This is a genomic window from Streptomyces roseus (assembly GCF_001044425.1).
GTDB classification, from domain to species: Bacteria; Actinomycetota; Actinomycetes; order Streptomycetales; family Streptomycetaceae; genus Streptomyces; species Streptomyces roseus.
The window spans coordinates 14,665-32,823 of the sequence record NZ_LFML01000149.1 but is presented as its reverse complement, the minus strand read 5'-3'; the positions used below and the strand labels follow the sequence as shown (position 1 = coordinate 32,823).

Annotated in this window: 17 protein-coding genes; 4 read left to right on the top strand and 13 right to left on the bottom strand. The window is 73.1% G+C overall.

Going from position 1 to position 18,159, the window contains the following annotated elements; all coding sequences use genetic code 11:
• Positions 1 to 216: 216 nt before the first annotated feature.
• A complete protein-coding gene (locus ACS04_RS30590; protein ID WP_048480081.1) occupies positions 217 to 588 on the top strand; it encodes a hypothetical protein in 372 nt (123 codons plus the stop codon).
• On the top strand, positions 585 to 1,259 hold the full coding sequence (locus ACS04_RS30585; RefSeq protein ID WP_048480080.1) for a nucleotidyl transferase AbiEii/AbiGii toxin family protein: 675 nt from the start codon (positions 585 to 587) through the stop codon (positions 1,257 to 1,259). Before ACS04_RS30590 ends, ACS04_RS30585 begins: the two co-directional genes overlap by 4 nt.
• Positions 1,260 to 1,336: 77 nt before the next feature.
• Here the strand turns inward: ACS04_RS30585 and ACS04_RS30580 are convergent, their stop codons facing one another.
• The 6 genes from ACS04_RS30580 to ACS04_RS30555 all read right to left on the bottom strand — a co-directional run bounded on the left by ACS04_RS30580 (position 1,337) and on the right by ACS04_RS30555 (position 7,666).
• Complete coding sequence (locus tag ACS04_RS30580; protein ID WP_048480079.1) at positions 1,337 to 2,158, bottom strand: 4'-phosphopantetheinyl transferase family protein; 822 nt, start codon at positions 2,156 to 2,158, stop codon at positions 1,337 to 1,339.
• Positions 2,155 to 3,924, bottom strand: coding sequence for a beta-ketoacyl synthase N-terminal-like domain-containing protein (locus tag ACS04_RS30575; RefSeq protein WP_048480078.1), 1,770 nt, complete (start codon positions 3,922 to 3,924; stop codon positions 2,155 to 2,157). Before ACS04_RS30575 ends, ACS04_RS30580 begins: the two co-directional genes overlap by 4 nt.
• A 28-nt stretch (positions 3,925 to 3,952) precedes the next feature.
• A complete protein-coding gene (locus ACS04_RS30570) occupies positions 3,953 to 4,867 on the bottom strand; it encodes a phosphopantetheine-binding protein (protein ID WP_053081040.1) in 915 nt (304 codons plus the stop codon).
• Positions 4,868 to 4,967: 100 nt separating this feature from the next.
• Positions 4,968 to 5,687 (bottom strand): ScbR family autoregulator-binding transcription factor, encoded by a 720-nt coding sequence (locus ACS04_RS30565; protein ID WP_158977694.1) that lies wholly within the window; start codon positions 5,685 to 5,687, stop codon positions 4,968 to 4,970.
• Positions 5,688 to 5,808: 121 nt separating this feature from the next.
• Positions 5,809 to 6,654 (bottom strand): AfsR/SARP family transcriptional regulator, encoded by an 846-nt coding sequence (locus tag ACS04_RS30560; RefSeq protein ID WP_048480077.1) that lies wholly within the window; start codon positions 6,652 to 6,654, stop codon positions 5,809 to 5,811.
• A 343-nt stretch (positions 6,655 to 6,997) separates the two neighbouring features.
• Positions 6,998 to 7,666: a ScbR family autoregulator-binding transcription factor gene (locus tag ACS04_RS30555; RefSeq protein WP_245236619.1), complete on the bottom strand. Its 669-nt coding sequence runs from the start codon at positions 7,664 to 7,666 to the stop codon at positions 6,998 to 7,000.
• A gap of 428 nt (positions 7,667 to 8,094) precedes the next feature.
• On the opposite strand from ACS04_RS30555, the gene ACS04_RS30550 reads away from it, so the two are divergent.
• Positions 8,095 to 9,096 (top strand): ScbA/BarX family gamma-butyrolactone biosynthesis protein, encoded by a 1,002-nt coding sequence (locus ACS04_RS30550; RefSeq protein WP_053081038.1) that lies wholly within the window; start codon positions 8,095 to 8,097, stop codon positions 9,094 to 9,096.
• A 39-nt stretch (positions 9,097 to 9,135) separates the two neighbouring features.
• Here the strand turns inward: ACS04_RS30550 and ACS04_RS30545 are convergent, their stop codons facing one another.
• Positions 9,136 to 9,978: an NAD(P)H-binding protein gene (locus ACS04_RS30545; protein WP_048480074.1), complete on the bottom strand. Its 843-nt coding sequence runs from the start codon at positions 9,976 to 9,978 to the stop codon at positions 9,136 to 9,138.
• 125 nt (positions 9,979 to 10,103) lie between these two features.
• Here ACS04_RS30545 and ACS04_RS30540 point away from each other — a divergent pair, with 125 nt between their 5' ends.
• Positions 10,104 to 10,772: a ScbR family autoregulator-binding transcription factor gene (locus tag ACS04_RS30540; RefSeq protein ID WP_048480073.1), complete on the top strand. Its 669-nt coding sequence runs from the start codon at positions 10,104 to 10,106 to the stop codon at positions 10,770 to 10,772.
• A gap of 136 nt (positions 10,773 to 10,908) precedes the next feature.
• Here ACS04_RS30540 and ACS04_RS30535 read toward each other — a convergent pair whose 3' ends face one another.
• The 6 genes from ACS04_RS30535 to ACS04_RS30510 all read right to left on the bottom strand — a co-directional run bounded on the left by ACS04_RS30535 (position 10,909) and on the right by ACS04_RS30510 (position 18,113).
• On the bottom strand, positions 10,909 to 12,432 hold the full coding sequence (locus ACS04_RS30535) for an FAD-dependent monooxygenase (protein ID WP_048480072.1): 1,524 nt from the start codon (positions 12,430 to 12,432) through the stop codon (positions 10,909 to 10,911).
• Between the two features lie 109 nt (positions 12,433 to 12,541).
• Positions 12,542 to 12,931, bottom strand: coding sequence for a DUF6009 family protein (locus ACS04_RS30530; RefSeq protein ID WP_048480071.1), 390 nt, complete (start codon positions 12,929 to 12,931; stop codon positions 12,542 to 12,544).
• Complete coding sequence (locus tag ACS04_RS30525) at positions 12,928 to 14,538, bottom strand: DNA primase family protein (protein WP_078865524.1); 1,611 nt, start codon at positions 14,536 to 14,538, stop codon at positions 12,928 to 12,930. The genes ACS04_RS30530 and ACS04_RS30525 overlap by 4 nt, the downstream gene beginning before the upstream one ends.
• Positions 14,539 to 14,567: 29 nt before the next feature.
• Positions 14,568 to 15,593, bottom strand: a complete 1,026-nt coding sequence (locus ACS04_RS30520; RefSeq protein ID WP_048480153.1) for a bifunctional DNA primase/polymerase — start codon at positions 15,591 to 15,593, stop codon at positions 14,568 to 14,570.
• A 697-nt stretch (positions 15,594 to 16,290) separates the two neighbouring features.
• The gene (locus tag ACS04_RS30515; protein ID WP_048480070.1) at positions 16,291 to 17,079 is read right to left on the bottom strand and encodes an ABC transporter permease; all 789 of its coding nucleotides are present in this window, start codon (positions 17,077 to 17,079) and stop codon (positions 16,291 to 16,293) included.
• The gene (locus tag ACS04_RS30510) at positions 17,076 to 18,113 is read right to left on the bottom strand and encodes an ATP-binding cassette domain-containing protein (protein ID WP_107438748.1); all 1,038 of its coding nucleotides are present in this window, start codon (positions 18,111 to 18,113) and stop codon (positions 17,076 to 17,078) included. Before ACS04_RS30510 ends, ACS04_RS30515 begins: the two co-directional genes overlap by 4 nt.
• Positions 18,114 to 18,159 lie beyond the last annotated feature (46 nt).

Sequence of the window (18,159 nt, the reverse complement as noted above, 5' to 3'; positions counted from 1 at the left end):
ACTTCCCCGCCGCCCGGTCCGCCCGGAAATCCCCGCCCCTCAATCCCTCGTCAAGCAGATTTCCGACCTTTCTGTTTTCCCCGTCGACTGCGGAGGTGAAAATCGCGGGCAGGACGCAGGTGAACGGGTGGGGCACATGCCGAGCACAGGACGGTGCCGGGGCACGATGTCGCGTTCGCGGTGCCAGTGGGGGCCGTGGCACGGGATACTGGCCGCATGGCTCAGCTGTCGTCGTCTGTCTCACCGGTCTCCGCAGGCGAGGTCCTGCGCGAGCGGTACACCGGCCGCCTGCCCGCCTCCCTCGACGAGCTGGCCGGCCCGTCCCACGGAGTGGTGGAGCTGCCCCTGCACGTGGCGTGGTCCGGGCTGCGCGCGTACGACCTGGACCGGCCCCGGCAGCGGATGAGCCTGTACCGCACCGTCCTGGCGGAGGGGCAGCGCGACGACCTGGTCGCGCTCCTGGACAGCGGCCTTCTGACCGAGCAGTGGCCCGTCCTGCGCACCCTGGTCAGCCGCCACATCCGCCAGGTCTGGGAAGAACGCTTCCCCCGGCTGACGGCCCGGACGCGGACGACGCCCGCCGCGTGAACCTCAGCGCACTGCACCGCCGGCTCCTGGCCGACGTGATCGCCATCGGCACGCCCTATCCCCTCGTGATCACCGGCGGATACGCGGTGCAGGCCCACGGCCTCGTCGACCGCCTCAGCCAGGACCTCGACGTCGCCACCGAGAACCCCGCCCCCATGACCGACATCACCACCGACCTCGCCCACGAGCTGGCCAAACGCGGCTGGCAGGTCGCCGTCATCGCCGTCGACCCGCTGTCCGCCCGCCTGATGGTCACCGACCCCGCGGACGGCGCCGAATGCGAGGTCGACATCCTCAAAGAGAACCTCTGGAGCGCCCCGGCCCACACCGAGTACGGCCCGGTCCTCGCCCTCGACGACGTCATCGGCACCAAGGTCCGCGCCCTTGCCGACCGCGGCGCCGTCCGCGACGTCATCGACGTCCACGCTGCTTCCCGCATGCGCACGCCCACCGAACTCGAGCACCTCGGCCGGCGCCATGGTCGCGAAGAGTTCCGTCTTGAAGACCTCCACGACCGCCTCGCCGGCACCGACTGGTACGACGACGAGGAATTCCACGTCTACGGCCTCGACCGGCCGGCCATCGCCGTGCTGAGGCACTGGGCCCGGTCCTGGGCCACCGACCTCGAACAACGCCTCGCCTCCCACGACACGGAGGAAGAGACCTTCTGACGCGGAGAACAGGACCCGGTCACCGGGTCACCGGGGCACCGGTCCGGGCCGGGCAGTCGGCAGCGCGGCGGGCGGGCTCATACCCCCGCGGGCGCCGGGAGGACCAGGCGGCGGGGCGCCGCGCGGCCCCAGGGGAAGCCGTGGTGGAGGTGGACCGCCGGCGGGCGCTCGGAGTCGACTTCGACCGCCACCGCCGCCAGTACCTCCGGCACCGGCTCCACCTCCAGGAACCGCCACCGCCGCGCCGAGTCGTCGGCAGGCGGCCGGAACGACAGCACCCCCCGGTCCTCGGCCAGAGTGAACGCGAAGGAGTCGAACGGCAGCCCCAGGCCCAGACCCCGCGCCTTCGAGTACGCCTCCTTCAGCGTCCACAGCCGCAGCGCCCGCCGGTCCCGCGGCCGCCCCGGCGCGGCGCCGGCGATCCAGTCCTGCTCCTCCCCGGCGAACGTCGCGATGATGTTGTCCAGGCCGCGCTCGCCCCGGTCCAGCCGCTCCACGTCCACGCCGATCCGCAGCCCCCGCGCCACCCCCAGCAGGTTGTAGGCGTTGGCGTGCGAGAGGTTGAAGTCCAGGGCGTCGGCCCCCCGCGGCAGCCCTCCGGCCGGAGTCTGCAGGAACGGCCGCCCGCGCGAGGAGCGCCAGATGACCGCCTCCGCCTCCGGGATGCCGGTCTCCAGCGCGAGCACCCGCCGCACCAGCGCGTGCGCGACGAGGTACTGCCGGCGGTCGCGCTCGAAGAGGAACCGGCCCGCCACCTCCTGCTCGTTCTCGTCCAGCCAGTACGAGGCCAGGGTCGCGGCGATCCCGGGCGCCAGGTCCTCGTTGGGGCAGAACCACAGGTTGACCGGGGCCGGCTCGGTCTCCCCCGACCCCGCCGGGTCGGGCGGCAGCGTCGTCATGCCGGGCCCTCCTCGCCGCTCAGCCAAAGCGGTACGCGCAGGAACGCGGACGGGGGCAGCGGCACGCCGGCCGCCCCGCCCCCCGCCGGCTCCAGCGCGGCCCAGTCCACGTCCAGTCCCGACAGCCACAGCCCGCGCAGCTGGTGCAGATGCCCGGCCTGCCACAGCGCGGCGAGGTACCCGTCCGTCTCCGGTACGGCCCCCAGCCCCAGCGGGTCGGCTCCGCCGCCCCGCAGATCGGCGCAGGGCGCCCCGTCCCGTACGAACTCCTCCAGGACCCGCAGCAGTTCGCCGGTGTCCGCGACGACGGCCGCGAACCGGCAGTCCATGGCGGCCCGCCCCGTCCGCAGGCCGCGCGCGAGCCGGTCGAGCTCCGGCACGGGCCCGGCCCCGCCCAGCAGAGCGGCGAACCGCCGGGCGGTGGCCGCCAAGTGGGCGGGGGTCGGGGCGGACAGCAGGAACAGCTCGGGGCCCACCGGGGCCCGCTGCGCGACGGCGGACGGCTCGGCGGCCTCTGGCAGGTACTCCTCCAACACCACCTCGGCGTCCGTACCCCCGGCCCCGCGCACCCCGACGCAGATCCGCCGCGGCCCGGGCCCCTCGTTCTCCCAGACCCGCGCCCCGGCGCGCTCCGCCCCGGCAGACTCCGCCCCCGGCGCCAGGACCCGGTGCCCCAGCTGGAAAACGGCCCGTGTCACGGCGGCCACGCCGGTGGCGGCCCCCGCCTCGCCCACGAGCGCGCGCACGGCCCCGGCGTCCTCACGGACGACTCCGTCCGCGCCGCCCACACCGGCGGCCCGCAGCGCCTCCCGCGAGACCCGGCCCGCCGGGGCCCTTCCCGGCGTACGCGCGGACGCACCCCGCGTACGAGCGCCCGCGGGCCGGGACCCGCGGCCCGGGCCGGGGGCCGTGGGGTCGGGTGCGGTGTGGCCGACCGCACTGCCGCGCACCAGGCAGTGGATGCCGTCCCCGTCGGCCAGGGCCCGCGCCAGCGGCTTCAGCAGCAGCGCGCCGACGCCCTCGCCCGCGCCGGGGTGCCGGCTGGACGGGTGCAGCAGCAGCCGTACGCCACCGACGAGCGCGGCGGCGCACTCTCCGCGGTGCAGGGCGGCCGCCGCGAGATGGAGGGCGACGAGCACCGAGGACTCGGCGGTGTCCACCGACTGGCTGGGGCCGGTGAGGCCGAGCAGGGCGGAAAGCCGGTTGGGCAGGCTCCACTGACCGCCCCGGGGCATCGGGCGGGGCCGCTCGCGGCTCCACGTCCGGACGGCGAGCAGCGCGTAGTCGCCGGACCCGGCGCCGGTGAACACCCCGACGCTGCGCGGGGTGCCGTCGGCGGCGGTCAGGGCGTCGAGTCGGCCGCCGGTGCAGCCGGCGTCCTCCAGGGCCTCCCACGCGGTTTCGAGGAACAGCCTCTCCTGGGGGTCCATCAGGGCGGCTTCGTGCGCGTCGATCCCGAAGAACTCCGGGTCGAAGTCCTGTACGCGCTCCAGGTAGTGGCCGGGCTCCTCGCCGGGCCGGCCGGGCGGCGGGGTCGAGGCGCTGTCGTACCCCTCGCGCGCCCGGCGCCAGAACGCGGCCAGGTCCGGCGCCCCCGGGTAGCGGCCGGCCATCCCGACGATGGCGATGGCCCCGGTGGCCGGCGGCTCCGGTGGTGTGAGGACGACGGGTCCCGTCCCGGTGCCGGCGCCGGTCAGCAGCGCGGCGACCTGGGCCCGGTCCAGATGGCCGTTCTTGAACCGGGTCAGGACTTCCTTCTCGTCCATCTGGACGTGCTCCTTACGGGATTCGGCTTCAGCCGCGACGGCCGAGCAGTACGAGGGCCTCGTCCACGGTGAGCCGGTCGTCGCGGATCGCGTCGAGCAGGACGTCGAGGTCGCCCGCGGGAAGCGGCCGCGCGGCCGGCCCCGGACCGGCGACCGCGGGAACGGCGGAGACCGCGGCGAGCGCGGTGACCGGGCCCGCGGCGGCGGGCCGGTACGCCGGTTCCGGCGTCCGCGGGGCCGGGGCGAAGTCCTGCGCGGGGCGAGCGGTGTGCGCGGTGTGCGCGGCCTGCGCCACCTGCGCTTCCTGGACCGCCTGCGCCGCCGCCCCCGACCGCGTCGCGATGTACGCGGCCATGGCGGCCAGGTTCGGGTGCTCGTACAACAGGACGGACCGCTCCCGCAGACCGAAGCTCCGGTTGACGACCGCGATGAACTCGGCGCCCACCATGGAGTCCACCCCGAGCACGTTGAACGCCGCCGTGGTGTCGATGTCCCACGGGTCGCAGCACAGGATCCCGGCGAGCTGCTCGCGCAGCACCTCCGCGATCCGGGTCGCCGCGGCGGCCGCCGGCGCCTGCCGGGCGGCGGGGGCGGGGGCGGCGGAGGCCGCCGTCGGCGCTTCGTACGCCATGCCCGCGGCCGGCGCCGCGACGGGGACCGGCGCAGCCGCGGGAACCGGCGCAGCCGGGCCCGCACCGCTCGCCGCCCGCGCGACCTCGCGCGCGAAGGACACCGGCGTCGGGAAGTCGTACAGGTCGGTCGCGCGCACGCGCAGCCCGTACCGGGTGTTGACGACGGCGACGAACTCCACGACCAGCAGGGAGTCGAGCCCCATGGACTGGAAGGTCTGCTCGGGGTCGATCTTCTCCGGCTTGACCCGCAGGACGTCGCCGAGCACCCCGATGAGGTCGGTCAGTACGTCCGCGGGATGTTCCATCGTCATCGCAGGCTCCTCCAAGCCGTCGGCCGACACACGGTCACGGGTCACGGGTCACGAATCACACGTCACGGGGCACCGATCACGGGAACGGTCACGCCCGCGGTCACGTGCTGCTGCCGGAGAACACCGGAGGGGACAGGTGGTCCACGCCCCCGTCCGGGGCGTCGTCCTCGCGTACGTCCCCCACCCGCCCGGGCGCCGTGTCGGGATCCGGCATCCCGACCCGGAACTCCCGCTGCGCGCCCTCCGGAACCAGACTCGGCAGCAGCAGCGACCACAGCCCCGCCACCCGGCGCTGCAGTTCGGCGTACGGCATGCCCGTCGCCGCCAGCGTCTCGATGCCGCAGGCCGCCGCGGCGACCAGGGATTCGATGCTCTCCCAGCGGCCCCCGGTGCGCAGTTCGCCCGCGTCCCGGGCCGCGCGCAGCAGCCCGCAGACCTCCGCGAGCCAGATCCGGTGGAAGTCGGTGGCGAGCGAGGGCAGTCCGGCGCACTCCCTGGTGATGCGGAAGCTGGCCGGGATCGCCGGTTCCTCGCGCAGGCCCAGCGCGAGCCAGTGCGTCAGATCGACCAGGGTCTGGAGCGGGGAGCCGCCGCAGGCGCGCAGTGCGCGCACGGATTCGCGCAGCAGCTCGCAGCCGCGCAGCCGGACCGCCTCCGCCAGTTCGTCCTTGGAGGCGAAATGGAAGTACAGCGCCCCCTTGGTCACTCCGGCGAACGCGGCGATCTCCAGGAGCGTCGCGTTCGCGTAGCCGTTGCGGTGGAACATCTCGGCGCCCGCGTGCACCAGTTTCCTGCGGGTCCGCTCCGACCTCTCCTGCACGGCGCCGCCCCCTCCGCCGGCGGTCCGGACGCGCCTCCGGCTCCGTGCTCCGGTCCCGGTCGCCGTCCCGGTCCCGGCCGTCTTTCCGGTCCCGGTTCGGGTGTCGCGTGCGGCGGCCATCTCAGCCCACGCGCGCGAGTCGCTCGCTGTTGTTGGTCTCCGCCGCCACCGGGGTCTCGGGGCTGGCCATGAGGATCGAGCGCTGCAGCCTGCGCAGGGCGGCCGAAGGCTCCAGCCCGAGTTCGCGCACGAGCGTGGCGCGCAGCCGCTGGTAGACGTCGAGGGCCTCGCCGCGGCGGCCGGAGCGGTGCAGGGCCAGCATGAACTGGCCGTGCAGGTTCTCGTGGGTGCGGTACCGGCTGGCCAGCACGGTGAGTTCGGCCAGCAGCTCGCGGTGCCGCCCGATCCGCAGATCCGCCTCGATGCGCTGGTCGAGCGCGCAGAGCCGGGTCTCCTCCAGCCGCCGCGTCTCCATGTCCAGCTGGATTCCGCCGTGCACGTCGGCGAAGGCCGGTCCGGACCACAGCGACAGCGCCTCGCGCAGCAGCCGGGCCGCGCCCGGGAAGTCGCCCGCGTCCATCGCCCGGTAGCCCATGCCGGCGAGCCGGTCGAACTCGCGGACGTCGCTGGTGCCGCCCCCGCTGTTGAGCAGGTAGCCGCCGGGGAGGGTGACGAGCACGTCCTTGGCGGTGCGCCGCCCCGCGGGGGCGGCTTCGCCCTCGTCATCGCCCTGTTCCAGGGCCGTGGCGATGAGGGCCCGCAGCTGCAGGACGTAGGTCTGGAGCGTGGTCCGCGCGCTGCGCGGCGGCGCCCCCTGCCACAGTTCCTCTATCAGAGCCGACACCGGGACGACCTGGTCGGCATGGAGCGCCAGCAGTGCCAGCACCTGTCGCGGCTTCGGGGCGGTCGGCGTAACGGAGACTCCGCGTTCCCGCACCGCCAGTGTGCCCAGTACTTCGATGTCCACGCCGTACTCCCCTGTCCGTGGATGAGCCTTCGCCAGTAAAAAACAGGACCGGCGGTTTGTCAATACGAAACCGACCGCGCTGTTTTGTTTCGGGTTGCAGCCAGTTGGCCCTCAAAAACCCTTCTGAACTGGGCTTTTGTCGAGGCCTCAGGATCGGAGGACCGCTGCAGCCCCGCTCCTCACCTTCTCCAGAACACCCCCAGGCGGGGCAAAACAAACCGCAAAGTCTACGTACGGACAGGGTGAACAAACGCATCCGGCCCTCCGCGCCCGGTCCGCGAAGGGGCCTGGCCGGGGGCCGGACGGGAGGCACCACGAAGACCGGTACCGGGACCGCGTACGGCTACCCGGGCCGCCGGTCCGTGCCGGCGGCCTCGAAACCCGCGAGCCGGTCCGCCGGTATGAGCGTCGGCAGCAGCAGCCGCCAGAACCGGGTCACCGTCGCCGCCGACAGCCACGCCTCGTCCCGTACGGCGAGCACCTCGAAGCCCACGGTCGCCGCCACCACGGCGGTCACCACGTCCCCCGCCGCCGCCTCGGGGCGCAACTCCCCCTCCAGCTCGGCCAGCCTCAGCGTGTCCTCGACCCAGTGGCGCCAGCGTTCGCGCAGATCGCCCGGGCCCGGGCGGGAGAGCTCACCGCTCAGCGCGAACCCCGCCCGCAGCACCGGATCCCCGCGCAGCGCACCCGCGATCGCGTGGGTGACGTCGACGAGGAGCTGCACGCGGCTGGCCCCGGCCGGGAGCTCGTCCCCCTCCGCCTCCCCCGTGAGGGCCAGCAGCCGGGTCAGCGCTGATTCCTCCACCGCATGGGCCAGCGCGGCCTTGCTGGGGAAGTGGAAGTGCAGTGCCCCGTTGCTCACGCCGGCCAGCGAACTGATCGCGGTCAGCGAGGCCACCGAGAAGCCGTCCCGGTCGAAGGTCTCGGCTGCGGACCGGATCAGGGTTTCGCGCGTACGCGCCGCGCGTTCCTGTTTGACCATCGACTGCTCCGTCACTGCGAGGGGTGCCACGCGCGCGAGGGCGGGCGGGCTGCTTGCTCCGGAGCACCGCGAGGCGGCCGCCGCTCCGGCTCCCACTATAACAAACCGTCTGTGCGGTTTTTGAAAAGAGGGGTCACCCGGCATAACGTCAGCCGGAATAGACCGAGGATCACGCCGAGTGACCGGAGACATTCGGACACGGTTGATCAGCGGACTTGAGGATCACTCAGACCGGACTCGACCCACCGGGGTCCCCGAAGGGGCCCACGTGGTGCAACCGGAGCGGGACAGAGGTCAGGAGACCCGCCCTGACCAGCGGATACGTTTTATTCGGAAGGAAATCATCCGCAGTTTGCACGAGCGGATGGTCAGATACCGCTAGAAATTAAACCGGTTGGTATGTATCTTTCCCGCCAGAGGCAACAAGCCCTTCTCGCCAGCGGAGCCCAGGGGGAGCAATGTCTGCGAGCACCTTTGAAGTTGAACTGACCGGGTTCGACAGAGAAATGACGAGACGGGCCCCTTGGGCCTCTGTCAACCGGCCCTCGATCCCCTCCACGTGGACCACGACGGTCCCCAAGGAATTAGTGCACCGGGCCGCCGTCGCCGAGGTCATGCTCACCGACTGGGAGCGCCAGGACGACACCCACTTCACCGTCACCGCCCAATGGCCGCGCAGCCACAGCTTCTTCATCCCCGTGCACGGCACCCACCATGACCCCCTCATGGCCGTGGAGACCTTTCGCCAGGTCGGCGCCCTCCTCGGCCACGCCGAATTCGGAGTCCCGTTCGGGCACCAGTTCCTGATGCGCGACCTCAGCATCGCGGTGCGGCCCGAACAGCTCGTCGTGGGCAGCGCCCCGGCCTCCATCGACATCGAGGTCACCTGCACCGACGTACGGCGGCGCGGCAGCCGGCTCGCCGGACTGCGCTACGAGGCGGTCCTGCGCCGCGACGGCGAACTGGCGGCGACCGCAGCCGCCTCGTACACCTGCATCGCGCCCACCGTCTACGAGCGGCTGCGCGGCGACCGCACCCTGAGCGGCGAGCAGCGCCGCCTGCCGCTCACGGCGCCCGCGGCCCCGCAGAGCGTGGGACGCGTGTCGCCCATGGACGTCGTCCTCTCCCCCACCGACCGGCCGGACCGCTGGTTCCTGCGGGCGGACACCCGCCATCCGGTGCTCTTCGACCACCCCGTCGACCACGTACCGGGGATGGTGCTCCTCGAAGCCGCCCGGCAGGCGGCCAGCGCCGTGCTGGGAGATTCCGCCTTCCTCCCGGTCGGCATGGACAGCACCTTCGAGCGCTACGCGGAACTGGACGCCCCCTGCGTCATCGAGGCGCGCACGCTGCCCTGCGACGCCCTGCCGGAGGGCACGACGGCCGTGGTGGTCACCGGCCACCAGAACGGCAGTCCCGTCTTCAGCTCCACCGTGTCCGCGGCGCCCCACGCCGTCTGACGGGTCGGGAGCCGGCTCCGCCGGCACCGCCCGGTTCCCTCACACGAAGGCACTCAGGTGATCCCTCGCCCACGCGCGGAAGGAACCGGCGGGACGGCCGAGCAACACCGGCACCGTCCCGTCCACCTGGGCCTTGGCCCCCGCACGCTGCCGCTGCGCGCTCTCCAGCAGCGCCTCGACGAGGGCGTGCGGGTACTTCCCCCGCAACGCCGTGCGCGCCTGCTCCGGGCCCAGCTCCTCGAAGCGCAGCGGGCGTCCGAGCAACTGCGCGAGCTGCGCGGTCTGCTCGGCCGCGGTGATCGCCTCCGGCCCGGTCAGCGTGTACGAACGACCGGCGTGCCCGTCGCCGGTCAGGGCCCGTACCGCCACCTCCGCGATGTCGCGCGGATCCACGCACGCGTTGCCCGACGCCCCGCACAGCCCCCGTACCACCCGCTCCGCCCGCACCGTCGCGGCCCAGGACAGGCTGTTGGACATGAACGACCGCGGGCGCAGCAGCGTCCATTCCATCCCCGAGCCGCGCAGCAGCTCCTCGTTCCCCCGCTGCCACCGGGTGATCAGGTCCTCGGCCCCGGGGTCCTCCACGGCCGCGGCGGACAGTTTCACGACGTGTCGTACGCCCGCCGAGCGCGCGGCCCGCAGGAAACGCGCGTCCTGGTCGCCGCCGATCTCCGCGGTCACCAGGAAGGCCGCGCTCACCCCGCGCAGGGCCCGTGCGAGCGAGGGCCGGTCCCGGTAGTCCCCGTGGACGGCCTCGGCCTGTGCGCGGAGGCCCGCAAACCCTTCGGGATTTCTGCACATCACGCGAAACCGCAGGTCAGGTGGGATTCTCCGGACCACCTCGCGGCCGACCGTCCCCGTGGCCCCCGTGACCAGAATCATGACCTTCCCTCCCTGACCTGACATTTTCTCGCCTCCCGACACCAGCCGGGACACCTCACCCGCTGTAAGATACGAACTGGGCGGTTTTTTTACAGCCCCCATCAACAGAGGAGGGAGGAGGCAACGTGGCTGAGCAGGTCCGGGCCATCCGCACACGGCAGGCGATCCTTTCGGCGGCGGCCAAGGTCTTCGAGGAGCACGGCTACCAAGCCGCCACGATCTCCCAGATCCTCACCGAGGCCGGGGTGACCAAGGGCGCCCTGTACTTCCATTTCCAGTCCAAGGACGACCTGGCCCAAGGGGTCCTCGGCGAACAGGACCAGCGCATCCTCGTCCCCGAGCGGGCGACGAAGGTGCAGGAGATCGTGGACATGGTGATGCTCCACGCCTACCGCCTGCAGACCGACCCCATGGTCCGCGCCGGCGTACGGCTGACCATGGACCAGCTGGCACAGGGCCTCGACCGCAGCGGCCCGTTCGTGCGCTGGGCCGAGGTCGTCACCGTCACGCTCCGGAAGGCGCAGGAGCAGGGCGAGCTGCTGCCCCACGTCGTGCCCGAGGAGACGGCCGACGTGATCGTGGGAACGTTCGCGGGCATCCAGTCCATGTCCCAGGCAGTCTGCGACTACCGCGACCTGGCGGCCCGGACCTCCGCGCTGGTGCGCCACCTGCTGCCCAGCATCGCCGTCTCCTCCGTCCTCGCCTCGCTCGACCTCGCCGAGCCCCGCGGAGCCGCGGTCTACGCCGAGGCCCTGAAGGCGGCGGACGCGCTGGAGCTCGCGGCCGCCGGCTGAGCCCGGCCGGAGTACCCCGGCCGGGGCCGAGCCGGTACGGCGCCCCGCGCTCCGGCCGGGGACGCCGTACGGGCACGGCCCCGCCCCCGGCCGTCCCGCGTTCCCCCGGCTCCCCGCGCTCCCCGGGCTCTCCGCGTCACGCGCACCCCGTGCGGGCGCTCCCGGCGAAGTACACCGACAGCGCGGCGCCCAGGCCAGCGCCCCCCGGCGCCCACGCGATGTACCCGTCGGGGCGCACCAGCAGGGCCTCGTACGGCACTTCGGGCGTGGGCCGGGCGTGCACCACGCGCACGATCCCCTCCCAGCCCCGCGCCTCCTCGCGGTGGACGGCGCCCTTGTCCCCGAGGAGCAGCAGCAGCGGGCGGCCGCCCCGGAGCAGCCGGATGACGTCCGTCTCGCCGGTCGAGGTGGTCAGCACGGCGTTGTGCAGAAACGTTCCTGCGCTCGGGCAGGAAGGCCCGGGCCGCGTCGGCAGCACCGCCGGGAGCACGGTGTCCTGCGCACTGATGAGACCCCCGAGATGCCCCTGGGCGCCCTCCTGCGCCAGCAGCCCCGAGAACACCCCGCGCAGGGCGTCGAGTTCGGGCCCCGGCCGCATCAGCGCGAGCTGGGCCCGGGTGTTCTCGATGACCCGCCGGGCGACCGGCCTGCGCTCGGCGTCGTACGTGCCGAGCAGTTCCGGGCCCGCCTCCCCGCGCACCGCGAGCGCCAGCTTCCAGGCCAGGTTGAGGGCGTCGAGGACCCCGGTGCTCAGGCCCTGCCCGCCGATCGGGAAGTGCACGTGCGCCGCGTCCCCCACCAGGAAGACCCGCCCCTCGCGGAAGGTCCGGGCCAGCCGGGCGAAATCGCTGAACCGGCCGAGCCAGCGCGGCTCGTCCATCGCGATCTCCCGTCCGGCGATCCAGGAGACCTCCGCGCGCAGTTCCTCCAGCGTGGGCGGCAGGTGCCGGTCGGCGAACGCCCCGGCGCAGTTGAGCGTCCGTACGTGCGTCCTGCCCTCGGCGTCGGCCTTGGCCACGATCCAGCCGCGCGGGGTCCGGTGCCAGCCCGCGGGCAGTGCGTCCGGTTCGGCGAGGCGGACCGCGCCCATCAGCGCGGAGACGGTCGCCGGATGGGTCTCGGAGCCGATGCCCGCGTGCTCGCGGACCGTACTGCGCGCACCGTCCGCCCCCACCACGTACCCCACCTCGTACGCGACCGGCCCGTGCGGCCCCTCGGCCTCGATCCGCACGCCGTCCGCCTCCCGGACCAGCCCGGTGACCCGGTGCTCGCGCAGGATCCGCGCGCCCGCCGCCCGGGCCCGCTCCTCGAACTCCCGCTCCAGCCGCGCCTGGGGACACTTGAGGATCGGCTCCGGCTCGGTCTCGGGAGCGGTGATGAACAGGCCGGGCAGCCCGGCGAAGTGGAAGGGGCTCGCGGCCCGGCCGCCCCGGGCGGCGGCGTACGGGGCGGCCGGCGCGGGCAGATGGCCGCGCCGGGCCAGGCACTGCACGGCCCGGGCGTGCAGCGTGGTCGCCTTGGGCCGGTCGGACACGCCGGAGCGGGATTCGAGCAGCACCGTGTCGACCCCGAACGCGGCCAACTCGGCCGCCACGAGCATCCCTACGGGCCCACCACCCACCACCGCGACCTGCGCCCGCGCCCCACGTTCCCCCTGCACAGCGGCTGCCTCCCCGTCGACGACCCCTCAGACGCAAAAATATACCGGGTGTCCTGTTTCTTTTCCAGGAGGAACGGGACCAGGGATCACGAGGTGTCCGACGCACCGGCTACGGAAGCAGGCCGCGCACCGCCGAGGACATCGGGCCGCCCTCCGATCGCTCCGTCTTGCGCCCCTTCCTGCCCGGCGCCAGCGTCCGCGCGTCCACGGCCTCCGCCGGCGCCCCGGTCGCGTACAGCCCCTCCGGGGCGGTGTCCCGGTCGTGCGGCAGCAGCCAGAACACCCGCCGCCGGAACGTGCCGGAGGAGCGGGAGGGCTTGGCCTTCGGCCCCAGCAGCGCGTACCCGACCATCCGCCCGTCGCGGTGGTAGGCGGGCCGCCCGCGCCGCGTCGGCAGCCGGTCCAGGCTCTGCCGGACGTAGTCGAGCCGGCTGATGTCCTCCAGCCAGACGAGCTCCACCTCGTGGACGAGCTCGTCTTCTGCGATGAGGGCGCTCACACTGTCTCCTCGTCCGCGAGCAGGCCGATGCCCGGGTAGTACTTGCGCTGGTTGGACAGGATCATTTCCTTCGGCGAGGCCAGTCCCACCGATTCGCGCACCCGCGCCGCGAAGGCCCGGGACGAGACCGCCGGAGCGCCCTCAGTCTGGCACCAGCGCCTGTAGGCCGCGTAGAGCTGTGCCTGTTCCGCCCGCAGGTCGGCTTCCAGCCGGCAGGTCTCGCCGATGAAGCGCCCGGTGTGGTCCTCGGTCTCCGCGTACGCCGTCGTCGCGATGCGCACCCGCTCCGGCCCCGTGAGGTCGCGGTCGCCGCCGAGGTAGCGTCGGGCGCCGTCGATCAGCCAGTTGAGGATGCCCGGGCCCTCCTGGGTGACGAGCACGTCCGCCAGGTTGTCGATCTTGCGGTCGTCCGAGACGACCCGCTCGAACGGGATCAGCCGCATGCGCCGCCAGAACGCGAACCCGCCGGTGCCGACCTCGGGCCGGTGGTTGCCCAGCAGCCACATCTTGTGCGTCGGCTCGAAGCTGAAGAAGTCCTGCCGCATCCGGCGCGCCTTGATGCGGTCGCCGCCGGTGAGCAGTTTGACCCGTGCCTCGTCGAAGCGGTCGCCCGGCTTGACCTCGCTGCACACGATGACGCGGCGGCCGTGGAGTTCGGCGAGGTCGGTCGGGTGCCCCTCGTACGGGCGCGACATGAGGAACCCGGGGGGCGCGGCGTCCGCGTAGTCCCCGAGCAGCTTCATCAGGACGTCCAGCAGGACGGACTTGCCGTTCTTGCCGGAGCCGAACAGGAACGGCATGACCTGGGCGCCGACGTCCCCGGTGACGGAGTAGCCGAGCAGCAGCTGGAGGAAGTCGATCATCTCCGCGCCCTCGGGCCCCTCGCCGAAGGTGTCGGTCAGGAAGCGGTTCCAGCGGGGCGTGGGCATCTGCCGCGGGGCCGCCGACGTGGAGCGGGAGTGGAAGTCCTTCGTGGGTTCGGCGGGCCGGACGCGGCCGGTCCGCAGGTCCACGACGCCGGCCGGGGTGCACAGCGCGTACGGATCGGCGTCCAGGCGGGCGGCGTTGAGCACCATCCCCGGGGCGGACTTCGCCTGGGTGAGCATGGCGTTCATCCCGCTGGTGCTGAGCGCGCGGCGGCGGTGCTGCTGGAGCGCGGTCGCGGGATGGACGCCGCGCGGGTCGGTGGTCGCCATGGACTCGGCCAGGTCGTCCGCGGACCACATGACGGTGTCGTCCTCGTCGATCTGCCAGCGCGTGCCGTCCCAGCGGTACCAGCCGATGCCCGGGACGTGCCGGTAGTCGTTGCGGTAGAGCTTGACGAACAGTTTGGCGTTGCCGCGGTCGGTGAGCGTGTCGGGCAGCAGTCCCTGGGCCGTCGCCTCGCCGCACGCCGCGCCCACCGCCAGGGCGCCCAGGGGCTCCAGGGGCTCTGGGGGGCCGCCGTCGGCCGTCTCCCGGCCGGGCGCGTACGCGGAGGGCTCCAGGCACTCCTGAGGGGCGCGGGGGGCCGGTACGGGCTGTGCGAGGATCTGCGCCGCGACGGCCTGTACGTCGAAGCCGGGCTGTTCGTCGAAGCCGGGCTGCTCGTCGAAACCGGTCAGCATGCTCTCGTTGTCCGGCCTCGCACGCGGCCTCACGCGCGGCCCCGGAGGGCCAGCGGGCGCGCCAGGCCCGCACTGAGCCCGCCGCGGATGATGGCGCGGCAGCGGCCCTCCTGCCCGGGGCGGGCCAGCTCGGCCGCGTTCTCCAGGGCCCGCAGGGCCTCGGCCTCGGCGAGGTGCCCGGCGGCGACGAGTCCCCCGGCGGTGTAGGCCGCGCGGTTCAACTTCTCCGAGAACGCCGCCCCTTCGCGTACCGCCGCGCAGCCGGCCACCTCGGCCAGCACTCCCGCGAGCACCCGGGCCGACGCCGCTCGTCCCCCGCCCGCCGCGATGACGGCCTGCCGGGCCCGGGGCGGCACGGGCCGCGGCCCGGGAAGGGCCTCGGCGGGCAGGTGCCCGGTGCGCTCCAGTTCTCCCGCGAGCCAGCCCGGCAGCGGCGCGGGCCCGCGTACGGCTCCCAGCGGCCGGTAGACCCCGGCGGGGGTCACGGTCCCCGGAGCCACGATGTACCCGCCGTTGGCGCGTACGTCGACCTGCCAGGCCAGCGCCCGGCCGCTGCCCGACCCGGCGGAGCACTGCCAGCGAAGGCCGCCCTCGTTGCGGTACCAGACGTGCAGGCCGCCCGACGGGGTCCGTACGCGCAGGGTGGTCTCGTCGTCCGCCGGGCTCGTGGCTCCGCGTAACGCGGCCAGCACGCCCAGGGTGTGGAACCCGTTGGCCAGCCCGGTCAGGTCGACGGTGTCGGCGATGGGGATGCCCGGCAGCAGCCGCTCACGCCCGGGGAGTTCACGGGTGTGCGCGTCGACGTCGATGACGACGAGCCCCGCCGGACCGGTGGCGACGCCGACGCCGAGGTCGGGGCGCGCGCCCCACCACTGGCGGATCCGGTCGCAGTCGAGGGTGGCGGCGTGGAACCCGTGGCACCAGCGGCCCGCCCGCAGGCACGCGCAGGCTCCGCGGTCGTGGCCCGGAACGCGGCACGCCGAGCAGTTGCCCACGGGCGTCTTGCGGCCCGGCGCAAGGGGGTGAACCGGCCACCCCTGGCGCGCGCACCACATGGCGGTCGTCAGAGGCTGCGACACGACCGCGGCAGCTCTCGTGAACTGCCGTGGGTCGCTGCGCGAAACCCGCAGCTCAGCTGCCATTCACTTCCCCCATCAGCGACTGAAGCGACTCAACGCCCGACAAACAGATTAGCGAAACCACCGGGAGGCGAGAGGCATATGAGTCAGAACAGGTGTACGCCTCCACGAGGAGCCCCAGCGACCGAGCGACCGAACGCACAGCGACTCAGCCTCGTTCGGTCGCTCGTCGAGTCGCTCACAGAACACCAGGTCACAGCCTTAGGCAAGGCAAAACAGCGACTGAAGCGACTCAAGTCCCCTATATATGACGCGCACACGCGCATGCGCACGCGCACGCCAATGTCTCCATATACCCGGACCTTGAGTCGCTTCAGTCGCTGTTTCCCCTGGCCACACCATCTGACCTGGGCTTTCTTCTTCGTTCTGAGAGCGACCGAAGAGTCGCTCAGTCGCTTTTCCTCAGTCGCTGCCCCCCGCCCGGCTTTCTCCGGGCCGTCTTGAGCGTGTCTGGAGGCCCGCTCCGGCGAGAAACGAGCAGCGACTGAAACGGGCGACGGGAACGGGCGACCGGAACGGCGCGCAGGGACGACGCGCAGGGGCGGCGCACCCCGACGTGGTGTCGGAGTACGCCGCCCGGGGGCGGACCTGTGGGGCCGGGCCGGGTTCCCGGCTACTTCGGGTCCCGGTCGAAGACCGACTTCGACCAGAAGTAGCCGAGCAGGGTGAGGGCGAGGCACCAGCCGAGCGCCAGCCACCCGTTGACGCCGATCTCGGTGCCGAGCAGCAGCCCGCGCAGGGTCTCGATGGCCGGGGTGAACGGCTGGTACTCGGCGACCGGCCGGAACCAGCCCGGCATCGCGTCCACCGGGACGAACGCGCTGGAGATGAGCGGGAGGAAGATCAGCGGCATCGCGTTGTTGCTGGCCGCCTCGGCGTTCGGGCTGACCATGCCCATCCCGACCGCGATCCAGGTGAGGGCCAGGGCGAACATCGTCAGGAGCCCGAACGCCGCGAGCCATTCCAGGGCCGTGGCGTCGACGGAGCGGAAGCCGATGGCCACGCCCACGCCCCCCACCAGGACCACGCTGACGACCGACTGCAGCACGCTGCCGACGACGTGCCCGACGAGCACCGAGCCGCGGTGGATCGCCATGGTGCGGAAGCGGGCGATGATGCCCTCGGTCATGTCGTTGGAGACGGACACGGCGGTGCCGATGGTGGTGGAGCCGACGGTCATCAGCAGGAGGCCCGGCACCAGGTAGGCGATGTACGCGGAGCGGTCGGCGCCGCCGCCCATGCCGGCGCTCATCACGTCGCCGAAGACGTAGACGAAGAGCAGCAGCAGCATGATCGGCGTCAGCAGGAGGTTCAGCGTCAGGGACGGATAGCGCCGTGCGTGCAGGAGGTTGCGGCGCAGCATCGTGGACGAGTCGCGGACGGCGAGGGCGAGCGAGCTCATCGGGAAGTCTCCTTGGTCTGGTTGCTCGGGTTGCTCGGGTTGCTCGTATTGCTCCGGCCGGCCTTGTCGCCGCCACCGGTCAGGGCGAAGAACACGTCGTCGAGGTCGGGGGTGTGCACGGTCAGCTCGTCCGCCTCGATGCCCGCGGCGTCGAGCCCGTCGAGGAGGGAGCGCAGCTCGCGCTGGCTGCCGTCGCTGGGGATCTGCAGCGCCAGCGCCTCGTCGTCCCGGGTGACCTCCCGCAGCGCGAGACAGGCGTTGCGGTAGGCGGCCGGGTCGGAGAAGCGGAGCCGGACGTGCCCGCCGGGGATCAGCCGCTTGAGCTCTTCCGCCGTGCCCTCGGCCGCGATCCTGCCGTCGTTGAGCACGGCGATGCGGTCGGCGAGCTGGTCCGCCTCCTCCAGGTACTGCGTGGTGAGGAAGACGGTGACGCCGCCCGTGACCAGCTCGCGGATGATCTGCCACATGTTGTGGCGGCTGCGCGGGTCGAGGCCGGTGGTCGGCTCGTCGAGGAAGATGATCCGCGGGTCGCCCACCAGCGTCATGGCGATGTCGAGGCGGCGCTTCATGCCGCCCGAGTACGTGGACGCCGGCTTCTTCGCCGCCGCCACCAGGTCGAAGCGCTCCAGCAGCTCGGACGCCACGCGCCGCCCCTCGCTGCGGGGGAGGTGGTGCAGGTCCGCCATGAGCAGCATGTTCTCCTCGCCGGTGATCAGCCCGTCGACGGCGGAGAACTGCCCGGTGACGCCGATCGCGGCGCGCACCGCGTCCGGTGCCGCGGCGATGTCGTGGCCCGCGACCCGGGCCTGCCCGCCGTCGGCGGAGATGAGCGTCGAGAGGATCTTCACGACGGTGGTCTTGCCGGCTCCGTTGGGCCCCAGCAGCGCGAACACGGACCCGGCCGGGATGTGCAGGTCGACTCCGTCGAGGACGGTCTTGTCACCGTACGACTTGCGCAGACCGGTGGTGGAGACGGCGGCGGACGAGGTGTGGCCGCCGGCCTCCCTTGGCGTGGGCATGACAGAAGAAGGCATGAGGCCCTCCCTTTCGAAGGCTCGGGAAGATGGACCGAAGAGGGGG

What these genes read in the sequence shown, in the direction of transcription:
- ACS04_RS30545 (WP_048480074.1), bottom strand. Translation starts at nt 9,978, where the DNA reads ATGATTCTGGTCACGGGGGCCACGGGGACGGTCGGCCGCGAGGTGGTC.
- ACS04_RS30550 (WP_053081038.1), top strand. Translation starts at nt 8,095, where the DNA reads ATGTCTGCGAGCACCTTTGAAGTTGAACTGACCGGGTTCGACAGAGAA.
- ACS04_RS30575 (WP_048480078.1), bottom strand. Translation starts at nt 3,924, where the DNA reads ATGGACGAGAAGGAAGTCCTGACCCGGTTCAAGAACGGCCATCTGGAC.
- ACS04_RS30520 (WP_048480153.1), bottom strand. Translation starts at nt 15,593, where the DNA reads ATGTGGTGCGCGCGCCAGGGGTGGCCGGTTCACCCCCTTGCGCCGGGC.
- ACS04_RS30580 (WP_048480079.1), bottom strand. Translation starts at nt 2,158, where the DNA reads ATGACGACGCTGCCGCCCGACCCGGCGGGGTCGGGGGAGACCGAGCCG.
- ACS04_RS30525 (WP_078865524.1), bottom strand. Translation starts at nt 14,538, where the DNA reads ATGCTGACCGGTTTCGACGAGCAGCCCGGCTTCGACGAACAGCCCGGC.
- ACS04_RS30590 (WP_048480081.1), top strand. Translation starts at nt 217, where the DNA reads ATGGCTCAGCTGTCGTCGTCTGTCTCACCGGTCTCCGCAGGCGAGGTC.
- ACS04_RS30515 (WP_048480070.1), bottom strand. Translation starts at nt 17,079, where the DNA reads ATGAGCTCGCTCGCCCTCGCCGTCCGCGACTCGTCCACGATGCTGCGC.
- ACS04_RS30510 (WP_107438748.1), bottom strand. Translation starts at nt 18,113, where the DNA reads ATGCCTTCTTCTGTCATGCCCACGCCAAGGGAGGCCGGCGGCCACACC.
- ACS04_RS30570 (WP_053081040.1), bottom strand. Translation starts at nt 4,867, where the DNA reads ATGACGATGGAACATCCCGCGGACGTACTGACCGACCTCATCGGGGTG.